This is a genomic window from Marinimicrobium agarilyticum DSM 16975 (genome assembly GCF_000423345.1).
GTDB classification, from domain to species: domain Bacteria; phylum Pseudomonadota; class Gammaproteobacteria; order Pseudomonadales; family Cellvibrionaceae; genus Marinimicrobium; species Marinimicrobium agarilyticum.
On sequence record NZ_AUHU01000017.1, the window covers coordinates 70,997 to 80,390 of the forward strand.

21 protein-coding genes are annotated in these 9,394 nt (G+C 53.4%); all 21 read right to left on the reverse strand.

Annotated elements, in window-relative coordinates; translation table 11 throughout:
- On the reverse strand, positions 1 to 186 hold the full coding sequence (gene rpmD / locus G547_RS0115315) for a 50S ribosomal protein L30 (RefSeq protein ID WP_027330612.1): 186 nt from the start codon (positions 184 to 186) through the stop codon (positions 1 to 3).
- A 36-nt stretch (positions 187 to 222) separates the two neighbouring features.
- A complete protein-coding gene (gene rpsE, locus G547_RS0115320) occupies positions 223 to 732 on the reverse strand; it encodes a 30S ribosomal protein S5 (RefSeq protein WP_027330613.1) in 510 nt (169 codons plus the stop codon).
- Between the two features lie 10 nt (positions 733 to 742).
- Positions 743 to 1,093 carry a 50S ribosomal protein L18 gene (gene rplR / locus G547_RS0115325; RefSeq protein WP_027330614.1) on the reverse strand — a complete coding sequence of 117 codons (351 nt, stop codon included), beginning with the start codon at positions 1,091 to 1,093 and terminating at the stop codon, positions 743 to 745.
- A 9-nt stretch (positions 1,094 to 1,102) separates the two neighbouring features.
- On the reverse strand, positions 1,103 to 1,636 hold the full coding sequence (gene rplF / locus G547_RS0115330) for a 50S ribosomal protein L6 (RefSeq protein WP_027330615.1): 534 nt from the start codon (positions 1,634 to 1,636) through the stop codon (positions 1,103 to 1,105).
- Between the two features lie 12 nt (positions 1,637 to 1,648).
- Positions 1,649 to 2,041, reverse strand: coding sequence for a 30S ribosomal protein S8 (rpsH, locus tag G547_RS0115335; RefSeq protein ID WP_027330616.1), 393 nt, complete (start codon positions 2,039 to 2,041; stop codon positions 1,649 to 1,651).
- Positions 2,042 to 2,072: 31 nt separating this feature from the next.
- Positions 2,073 to 2,378 (reverse strand): 30S ribosomal protein S14, encoded by a 306-nt coding sequence (gene rpsN / locus G547_RS0115340; RefSeq protein WP_027330617.1) that lies wholly within the window; start codon positions 2,376 to 2,378, stop codon positions 2,073 to 2,075.
- 10 nt (positions 2,379 to 2,388) lie between these two features.
- Positions 2,389 to 2,928, reverse strand: coding sequence for a 50S ribosomal protein L5 (gene rplE / locus G547_RS0115345; RefSeq protein WP_027330618.1), 540 nt, complete (start codon positions 2,926 to 2,928; stop codon positions 2,389 to 2,391).
- A gap of 6 nt (positions 2,929 to 2,934) precedes the next feature.
- Positions 2,935 to 3,252, reverse strand: a complete 318-nt coding sequence (gene rplX, locus G547_RS0115350) for a 50S ribosomal protein L24 (protein WP_027330619.1) — start codon at positions 3,250 to 3,252, stop codon at positions 2,935 to 2,937.
- Positions 3,253 to 3,287: 35 nt separating this feature from the next.
- The gene (rplN, locus tag G547_RS0115355) at positions 3,288 to 3,656 is read right to left on the reverse strand and encodes a 50S ribosomal protein L14 (protein WP_024462484.1); all 369 of its coding nucleotides are present in this window, start codon (positions 3,654 to 3,656) and stop codon (positions 3,288 to 3,290) included.
- A 36-nt stretch (positions 3,657 to 3,692) separates the two neighbouring features.
- Complete coding sequence (gene rpsQ, locus G547_RS0115360; protein ID WP_027330620.1) at positions 3,693 to 3,959, reverse strand: 30S ribosomal protein S17; 267 nt, start codon at positions 3,957 to 3,959, stop codon at positions 3,693 to 3,695.
- 2 nt (positions 3,960 to 3,961) lie between these two features.
- Positions 3,962 to 4,153: a 50S ribosomal protein L29 gene (gene rpmC, locus G547_RS0115365; protein ID WP_027330621.1), complete on the reverse strand. Its 192-nt coding sequence runs from the start codon at positions 4,151 to 4,153 to the stop codon at positions 3,962 to 3,964.
- Positions 4,153 to 4,566 carry a 50S ribosomal protein L16 gene (gene rplP, locus G547_RS0115370; RefSeq protein ID WP_027330622.1) on the reverse strand — a complete coding sequence of 138 codons (414 nt, stop codon included), beginning with the start codon at positions 4,564 to 4,566 and terminating at the stop codon, positions 4,153 to 4,155. The genes rpmC and rplP overlap by 1 nt, the downstream gene beginning before the upstream one ends.
- 12 nt (positions 4,567 to 4,578) lie before the next feature.
- Positions 4,579 to 5,259 carry a 30S ribosomal protein S3 gene (gene rpsC, locus G547_RS0115375; protein ID WP_027330623.1) on the reverse strand — a complete coding sequence of 227 codons (681 nt, stop codon included), beginning with the start codon at positions 5,257 to 5,259 and terminating at the stop codon, positions 4,579 to 4,581.
- A 13-nt stretch (positions 5,260 to 5,272) separates the two neighbouring features.
- Positions 5,273 to 5,605: a 50S ribosomal protein L22 gene (rplV, locus tag G547_RS0115380; RefSeq protein WP_027330624.1), complete on the reverse strand. Its 333-nt coding sequence runs from the start codon at positions 5,603 to 5,605 to the stop codon at positions 5,273 to 5,275.
- Positions 5,606 to 5,635: 30 nt separating this feature from the next.
- The gene (gene rpsS, locus G547_RS0115385) at positions 5,636 to 5,914 is read right to left on the reverse strand and encodes a 30S ribosomal protein S19 (RefSeq protein WP_027330625.1); all 279 of its coding nucleotides are present in this window, start codon (positions 5,912 to 5,914) and stop codon (positions 5,636 to 5,638) included.
- Between the two features lie 32 nt (positions 5,915 to 5,946).
- Entirely contained in the window at positions 5,947 to 6,774 is an 828-nt protein-coding gene (gene rplB, locus G547_RS0115390; protein ID WP_027330626.1) for a 50S ribosomal protein L2, read from the reverse strand.
- A gap of 13 nt (positions 6,775 to 6,787) precedes the next feature.
- A complete protein-coding gene (gene rplW, locus G547_RS0115395) occupies positions 6,788 to 7,084 on the reverse strand; it encodes a 50S ribosomal protein L23 (RefSeq protein ID WP_027330627.1) in 297 nt (98 codons plus the stop codon).
- The gene (gene rplD / locus G547_RS0115400; RefSeq protein ID WP_027330628.1) at positions 7,081 to 7,695 is read right to left on the reverse strand and encodes a 50S ribosomal protein L4; all 615 of its coding nucleotides are present in this window, start codon (positions 7,693 to 7,695) and stop codon (positions 7,081 to 7,083) included. The genes rplW and rplD overlap by 4 nt, the downstream gene beginning before the upstream one ends.
- A 19-nt stretch (positions 7,696 to 7,714) precedes the next feature.
- Positions 7,715 to 8,359 (reverse strand): 50S ribosomal protein L3, encoded by a 645-nt coding sequence (rplC, locus tag G547_RS0115405; RefSeq protein ID WP_027330629.1) that lies wholly within the window; start codon positions 8,357 to 8,359, stop codon positions 7,715 to 7,717.
- A gap of 101 nt (positions 8,360 to 8,460) precedes the next feature.
- On the reverse strand, positions 8,461 to 8,772 hold the full coding sequence (gene rpsJ / locus G547_RS0115410) for a 30S ribosomal protein S10 (protein ID WP_007644456.1): 312 nt from the start codon (positions 8,770 to 8,772) through the stop codon (positions 8,461 to 8,463).
- A 280-nt stretch (positions 8,773 to 9,052) separates the two neighbouring features.
- Positions 9,053 to 9,394 (reverse strand): EF-Tu C-terminal domain-related protein (locus G547_RS0115415; protein WP_027330630.1); only part of this gene is annotated, 342 nt, incomplete at its 5' end.

Consider the following 9,394-nt stretch of genomic DNA (forward strand, 5'->3'; position numbering starts at 1 on the left):
TTACTCTCCCTCTACCTTGACCAGATAGTTAACAGAATTAATCATCCCACGCACGGAGGGAGTGTCTTCCACCTCAACGGTGTGGCCGATACGGCGCAGGCCCAGACCGGCTACGCTAGCCTGGTGCTTTTTCAGCCGGCCGGCGGCGCTCCGGACTTGAGTCACTTTAATCATTTTCTTAGCCATGGTCGTATTCCGCAATCAAAAACTGGCTTACACCAATTAATTCAGGATATCTTCGACACTTTTTCCACGCTTAGCCGCAACGGACTCGGGTGAGGCCATGGACTTCAGCGCATTGAAAGTGGCACGAACAACGTTCACCGGGTTAGTGGAACCGTAGCACTTTGCCAATACGTTCTGCACGCCGGCAATTTCCAGCACAGAGCGCATGGCACCACCCGCGATCACACCGGTACCCTGAGACGCCGGCTGCATGAACACTTTAGAAGCGCCATGGCGACCCTTAGTGGGGTACTGCAGTGTATCACCATTCAGTTCAACGTCGATCATGTTGCGGCGAGCTGCTTCCATTGCTTTCTGGATAGCAACGGGCACTTCGCGCGCTTTACCACGACCAAAGCCGACTTTACCGTTTCCGTCACCGACCACGGTCAGCGCAGTAAAGGCAAAGATACGACCACCTTTCACAGTCTTGGCAACCCGGTTGACTTGTACCAGCTTTTCCTGGAAGCCTTCGTTGTTGCCATCATCTTTCTTCGCGTATGCCATATCTTAACCCTTAGAATTCCAGTCCAGCTTCACGCGCGGCATCGGCCAGGGCCTTGATACGACCGTGGTACTTGAAACCGCTACGGTCGAACGCCACCCGGGAGATACCGGCAGCCTTTGCGCGCTCTGCAATCAGAGCGCCGACAGCTTTCGCCGCTTCGCTGTTGCCCGTTTTACCTTGACGCAGATCTTTATCCAGCGTGGAGGCACTGGCCAATACGCGAGCGCCATCTTCCGCAATTACCTGTGCATAAATATGCTGAGGTGTGCGGTGTACAGATAGACGGCTAACGTTCAGTTCACGAATCTTGGCACGGGCACGACGCGCACGGCGAAGACGAGATTGCTTCTTATCGCTCATATCCTGGCCCTACTTCTTCTTGGCTTCTTTACGGCGTACTTGCTCAGCCGCGTAACGTATGCCTTTACCCTTGTAGGGCTCGGGCTGACGCAATGCGCGGATCTCTGACGCCACCTGACCGAGCAACTGCTTATCAGCGCTCTTCAGTACAATCTCTGTCTGGGTAGGGGTTTCTGCCGTTACACCTTCCGGTAAGGTGTAATCAACCGGCTGAGAGTAACCCACAGACAGGTTTACAGTTTTACCCGACGCTTTTGCACGGTAACCAACACCGACCAACTGCAGCTTTTCTTCAAAGCCTTGATCGACGCCATGAACCATACTTCCAGCCAGCGCACGCATGGTGCCGGCCAGAGCGCGGGACTGCTTGGCCCCATCACGAGCGGAGAACTTCAACAGGTTTTCTTCCTGCTTCACCTCAACGTTATCGTGAATTTCCAGAGCCAACGTACCCTTTCCGCCTTTAACTGTAAGATTCTGCCCTTTGAGGGTGATACTTACCGCGGATGGTACTTCAACCGGACTATTTGCAACTCGTGACATGACGATTTCCCGTTAAAATACAGTACAAAGAACTTCACCGCCCACGCCCTCGGCCCGGGCTGCGCGATCTGTCATTACACCTTTACTGGTGGATACGATCGCTACGCCCAGACCGCCACGCACGCTCGGCAGTGCGGTCTTGCCAGCATAGCTGCGCAAACCGGGACGACTGACCCGGTCCAGCTCGGCGATAACCGGCTTACCTTCAAAATACTTCAGTTCGACAGTCAGCTCGGGTTTGGCACCTTCGCTGATTGAAAAACCTTCGACGTAACCTTCCTCAGCCAAAACTTTTGCCACACTGGCTTTCAGTTTGGAAGAGGGCATGGAGACATTCGCTTTTCCCACCTGCTGGGCGTTGCGAATGCGAGTCAGCATATCGGCCAACGGATCTTGCATGCTCATCTGATTCTGCTCCTAATATAAAGCCCTGGGCTTACCAGCTGGACTTGACCAAGCCGGGAACGTCACCACGCATAGCGGCTTCGCGCAGCTTGTGACGGCACAAACCGAATTTACGATATACACCATGCGGACGACCGGTTATGCGGCAGCGACGGCGGCCACGACTCGGGCTGGCATCGCGCGGCAGTTTTTGCAGCTTTACCTGCGCGTCCCATGCTTGCTCTTCGGAAGAAGCAGGGCTGGTGACAATCTCTTTCAGCTCCGCGCGCTTGGCGGCATATTTGGCGGCAGTGCGGGCACGCTTTGCTTCACGTGCAACCATTGATTTCTTAGCCATGACGCTACCTTTAACCTTTGAACGGGAAGTTGAACGCTTTCAGCAACGCGCGACCTTCCGCGTCGTTCCGTGCTGTCGTCGTGATACAAATATCCAGACCCCGGAGTTTATCGACCTTATCGTAATCGATCTCAGGGAAGATAATCTGCTCGCCCACGCCCATGGAAAAGTTCCCGCGACCGTCAAACTGCTTCGGGCTGATGCCACGAAAGTCACGAATGCGCGGAATAGCGATAGAGACCAGGCGATCAAGAAACTCATACATACGATCTTTACGCAGAGTTACTTTGCAGCCAATCGGCCAGCCATCACGGATTTTAAAGCCCGCAATTGACTTGCGTGCCTTGGTGATTACGACCTTTTGCCCCGTAATCTTTTCCAAGTCACCGATCGCATTGTCAAGCACTTTCTTGTCGCCCACAGCTTCACCAACACCCATATTAATGGTGATCTTGGTGATGCGCGGAACTTCCATCACGTTCGCGAGACCCAGCTCTTCTTTCAGGTTGGGCGCGAGCTCTTTGCTGTACAGTTCTTTTAGCCTAGCCATGTCTACTTACGCCTCTACGGCTTCGCCATTGGATTTGAAAACGCGGATCTTGTCGCCGTTCTCAAGGATCTTGAAGCCAATACGATCCGCTTTCTGGGTTGCCGGGTTGTAGATGGCAACGTTGGAAGCTTCAATCGCGGCTTCTTTCTCTACGATTCCGCCGGGAACACCCATTTGCGGATTCGGTTTCTGGTGCTTTTTGATCATGTTAATACCTGACACGATCAGGCGGCCATCAGCCTGCACACGAGTAACCTTGCCCCGCTTGCCCTGGTCGCGACCGGCGATAACAATCACTTCGTCATCACGTTTAATCTTTCGCATTTGTCTGCCCTCAGCTCTCTGCCAGTACCAGGTGCTTAAAGCACTTCTGGTGCGAGAGAAATGATTTTCATGAACTTCTCGCCACGCAACTCGCGAGTCACCGGCCCAAAGATACGAGTACCCACCGGAGCATCCTGGTTGTTCAGCAGCACAGCAGCGTTGTCGTCGAACTTGATCAACGAACCATCCTGGCGGCGAACACCCTTCTTGGTGCGCACTACCACCGCTTTCATCACCTGGCCTTTTTTCACCTTACCGCGCGGAATCGCTTCCTTTACGGTAACTTTGATGATGTCGCCCACTGCGGCATACCGCCGGTGGGAGCCGCCAAGAACCTTGATGCACTGAACCCGACGAGCGCCACTGTTATCAGCTACATCTAAGTAGGTTTCTGTTTGAATCATCGTCCGTCTCCGAAACTATCTAGTCGCCTGAATCGTTTAGATTTCAGTAGCGCGCTCTTCAATGTTCACTAAAGCCCATGACTTGGTCTTTGACAGCGGACGAGACTCGGCGATCGTTACAGTATCGCCCATCTTGCAGTCATTGTTTTCATCATGCGCTTTCAGCTTTGATGACTTGCTCACATACTTGCCGTAAAGCGGATGCTTCACGCGACGCTCGATCAGCACCGTGACGGTTTTATCCATCTTGTTGCTAACAACCTTGCCGGTTAGTGTCCGAGCCAGTTTATCTGCCTGAGTCATCGTTAATTACCTGCCTTCTGTTTAAGCACCGTTTTGATTCGAGCAATATCGCGACGAGTTTGCTTGAGCAGGTGAGTCTGGCCCAACTGGCCAGTAGTAGCCTGCATACGCAGCTTAAACTGCTCTTTCAATCGAGTCAGCAGTTCGCCGTTCAGCTCTTCAACGGATTTTTCCCGGAGTTCTGAAGCTTTCATCACATCACCGAACGTTTAACGAAAGTTGTATTAATAGGCAACTTAGCAGCGGCCAGAGCAAAAGCCTCACGGGCAAGCTCTTCGCTGACGCCGTCCATTTCATACAGGACCTTGCCAGGACGGATCTGCGCCACCCAGTACTCTACGTTACCCTTACCTTTACCCTGACGTACTTCCAGAGGCTTCTCGGTAATAGGTTTGTCTGGAAACACACGAATCCAGATTTTCCCACCACGTTTAATGTGGCGAGTCATCGCACGACGGGCTGCTTCAATTTGACGAGCCGTAATGCGACCGCGACCAGTAGCTTTCAAGCCAAAATCACCAAAGCTTACTTTGGCGCCCCGATGGGCCAAGCCGCGGTTGCGGCCCTTCATTTGCTTGCGAAACTTCGTACGCTTTGGTTGCAGCATCTTGCGTACCCCTTACTTGGACTTAGAGCCTTTTTTCTTAGGTGCAGCTTCAGCTTCATCAATGTCGCCGATGACTTCACCCTTGAAAATCCAAACTTTCACACCGATGATGCCGTAGGTGGTTGACGCTTCGGCGGTGGCGTAATCAATGTTGGCACGCAAAGTGTGCAACGGTACGCGACCTTCTCGATACCACTCGCTACGGGCAATCTCGGCACCCCCCAGACGGCCACCCACCTGGATTTTGATACCTTCTGCACCTTGGCGCATCGCATTCTGAACCGCACGCTTCATGGCGCGACGGAACATCACACGGCGTTCCAGCTGCTGAGCAACGTTCTGGGCAACCAATGAAGCATCCAGATCAGGCTTGCGGATCTCTTCAATGTTGATGTGCACCGGCACACCCATGCGCTCGCTCACTTCTGCACGCAGGCGATCCACGTCTTCGCCCTTTTTGCCAATCACGATGCCCGGACGGGCCGTGTGAATGGTGATGCGTGCGGTATTGGCGGGACGCTCAATGTCCACGCGACTTACAGACGCGCTGGACAATTTGTCCTGGATGTAAGAACGCACTGCCAAATCATTGTTGAGTTTGTCTGCGTACTGTTCGTTGCCGGCATACCAGATTGAAGTATGCTTTTTGACGATACCCAGACGAATACCTGTCGGATTTACTTTCTGACCCATAACGCCTGCTCTCTTACTGGTCGGCTACTTTAACGGTGATATGACAAGTGCGCTTCAGAATGCGATCAGCACGGCCTTTAGCGCGAGGTTTGATGCGCTTCATACGCAACCCCTCGTCCACAAAAATCGTGGACACTTTCAGTTCATCGACGTCGGCGCCTTCATTATGCTCGGCGTTCGCAATTGCGGACTCCAGCACCTTCTTGATTAACGCGGCGCCCTTTTTGGGGCTGAATGCCAGAAGGTCCAACGCCTCCTCTACACCTTTACCGCGAATCTGATCGGCTACCAAGCGCGCTTTTTGCGCCGACAGACGAGCACCGCTGAGTTTTGCTGCTACTTCCATCGTGTTACCTCGTAGGCACTAAAATAGCGCTTAGCGCTTTTTCGCTTTTTTGTCTGCAGCGTGACCGCGATAGGTGCGGGTAGCCGCAAACTCGCCAAGTTTGTGTCCAACCATCTCTTCATTAATCAAGACGGGCACGTGCTGACGACCATTGTGAACTGCCAGAGTCAAACCAACCATCTCAGGCATGACCATCGAGCGCCGCGACCAGGTTTTGATTGGACGACGATCATTTTTTTCGATCGCTGTTTCGACCTTCTTAATCAGGTGAAGATCGATAAAAGGACCTTTCTTCAGTGAACGTGGCACTGTTGCTTCCTCTTTCAGCTGTTGATTTACCGTTACCGCTTGGAGCGGCTGCGGACAATCATCTTAGTAGTGCGCTTGTTTTTGCGCGTCTTGTAACCCTTGGTGGGAACACCCCAAGGCGTTACCGGATGACGACCACCAGAGGTACGGCCTTCACCACCACCGTGCGGGTGATCAACCGGGTTCATCGCCACACCGCGAACGGTTGGACGAACACCACGCCAGCGCTTCGCACCAGCTTTACCCAATGAGCGCAAGCTATACTCGCTATTGGATACTTCACCCATTGTCGCTCGGCAGTTAACCAGCACTCGACGGGTCTCACCACTGCGAAGACGCAATGTGGCGTGGGCGCCGTCACGAGCAACCAGCTGTACAGATGCACCGGCCGACCGAGCCAGCTGAGCACCTTTCTCGGGCTTCAGCTCTACACAGTGAACAGTACTACCGACCGGGATATTGCGCAGCGGCAGGGTGTTACCTACCTTGATAGCTGCAGCGTCGCCAGACTCGATCTTGTCACCGGCCTTCAGACCCTTCGGTGCAATGATGTATCGGCGCTCACCGTCTGCGTAACAAACCAGTGCGATGTAGGCAGTGCGGTTCGGATCATACTCCAAACGCTCTACTTTCGCTGGAATACCGTCTTTGTTGCGACGAAAATCGATCACACGGTAGTGCTGCTTATGACCACCACCGACATGGCGTGTGGTAATACGGCCGGCGTTGTTACGGCCACCGCTCTTGGACTTCTTAGCCAACAGCGGCGCATAGGGAGCACCCTTGTGCAAATCCGGATTAACGACACTTACTACAAAGCGGCGACCGGGCGAGGTTGGTTTACGTTTTACAATAGGCATTGCAACAATCCTCTTACTCAGCTACCGCAAAGTCGATATCCTGACCTTGCTCAAGACGAACGTAGGCCTTCTTCCAGTCGCTGCGTTTGCCAACGCCATAGCGAGTGCGACGGGTTTTACCCTTCACGTTCATCACGCGAACACTTTCCACTTTGACGTCAAACAGCGCCTGTACGGCCGCTTTGATTTCCAGTTTGTTGGCATCGGTAGAGACCTTGAAAACGACCTGATTGCCGTTCTCACCCGCCATGGCGGACTTCTCGGACACTACTGGCCCCAACAAAACTTTATAGATGCGTTCTTGGTTCATCCCAGGATCTCCTCGAACTTTTTCAGAGCCGGAACAGTGACCACAACCTTTTCATAGCCGATCAAGGCAACCGGATCCACACCCTGAACGTCACGCACATCAACTTTATGCAGGTTGCGCGACGCCAGGTACAGGTTCTCGTTCACGTCCTCAGTCACAATCAGCGCTTCCGACAGATCATACTGGGCCAGCTTTTGAACCAGGCTTTTGGTCTTGGGCGCTTCAACAGAGAAGTCCTCCACAATAACCAGACGCTCCTGGCGATTCAGCTCGGAGAAAATGCAACGCAATGCGGCGCGATACATTTTCTTGTTCAGCTTTTGCTCAAAGTTGCGGGGCTTGGCTGCGAACGCCTTGCCACCAGAGCGCCAAATCGGGCTTCGAATGGTGCCCGCACGAGCCCGGCCAGTACCCTTTTGACGCCAGGGCTTCTTGCCACCACCAGAGACTTCTGAGCGGGTTTTCTGAGCTTTGGTACCTTGGCGTGCGCCTGCCAGAAAGGCGACGACTGCCTGATGTACCAGGTCTTGATTAAATTCTTTACCAAACGCCACCTCAGATACGTTGAGCGTACCTTTGGCACCATCGGGCTTTACAATATTCAATTCCATGGTCGTTTCCCCTCGGACATTAACCGTTACTGCGCGCTTTCACTGCGGGACGAACAATGACGTCACCGCCCGGAGCTCCGGGAATGGCGCCTTTGACCAACAGCAGATTGCGCTCAGCATCGACGCGGACCACTTCCAGATTCTGAACAGTTACCTGCTCGGAACCCATCTGTCCTGACATCTTCTTGCCCTTGAAGACGCGACCCGGAGTCTGACATTGTCCGATGGAACCGGGCGCACGGTGAGAAAGAGAGTTACCGTGAGTAGCGTCTTGCATTGAGAAATTCCAACGCTTAACGGTACCGGCAAAACCTTTACCTTTGGAGGTGCCAGTGACATCAATCATCTGGCCGGCCTCAAAGGCTCCAACCGTGATCTCTGCACCGACTTCAAAAGATTCTTGAGTGTCGTTACGCAGTTCCCACAAGCCACGACCAGCTTCGGCATTCGCCTTGGCATAGTGACCTGCTGCGGGTTTGGTAACGCGGGAGGCGCGACGAGACCCTACTGTTACCTGCACTGCAGCGTAACCGTCGGTTTCTACATTCTTCACCTGGGTGACGCGATTGGGGGAGACCTCAATCACGGAAACAGGAATGGAAACACCATCATCGGTAAATATACGAGTCATGCCACTCTTGCGGCCGACAATACCAATCGTCATGTTGCTAACCTCTCAGTGTACGGGGCTTTTACCCGCTATGGCCGCCCATTTCAGAGCGTTACACAAGGCCCGGCTATTGCCGGGATGTCATTTACTTTATCTTAGCCGAGACTAATCTGTACCTCTACGCCTGCAGCTAGGTCCAGCTTCATCAGGGCGTCAACGGTTTTTTCAGTAGGCTCAACAATGTCCAGCAAACGCTTGTGTGTACGAATCTCGTACTGATCACGCGCGTCCTTATTGACGTGCGGGGAGATCAATACAGTGAAGCGCTCTTTGCGAGTCGGCAGCGGAATCGGGCCACGGACTTGTGCGCCTGTGCGCTTTGCGGTCTCAACAATTTCCTGGGTAGAGGCATCGATGAGCTTATGATCAAAGGCCTTCAGGCGAATCCGAATGCGTTGATTCTGCATGTGAACCAAACTCCAGTAATAAACTTTAAAGAACTATCCAAATTGGCGATGGCGCGAGCTCGGCTCGTTTGATGCCCTGCAAAATGGAGGCGCAATTCTAATGGCGAGGCCAACCCCTGTCAAGGGATATACCGGAAATATCTAATGAATTCCGGGCTTTCACCATTTTCTTGAAAAATCAATAACTTATCATCCCAACAGCCCACACTCCTCACTGCGAAGAGCGGACGCTCGGAGACAAAAAAGGCCCCCGAGGGGGCCTTTCCAGCCATACAGGCACTTACTCGATGATCTTGGAGACCACGCCAGCGCCTACGGTACGACCGCCTTCACGAACCGCGAAGCGCAGACCTTCTTCCATCGCTACCGGATGAATCAGAGTCACGTTCATCTTCACGTTATCGCCCGGCATAACCATCTCAACGCCTTCAGGCAGCTCACAAGCGCCTGTCACGTCGGTGGTGCGGAAGTAGAACTGCGGACGATAGCCCTTGAAGAACGGCGTGTGACGGCCACCTTCGTCTTTGGACAGCACGTACACTTCGCCTTCGAACTTCGCGTGCGGGGTAACAGAACCCGGCTTCGCCAGAACCTGGCCACGCTCAACTTCGTCACGCTTGGT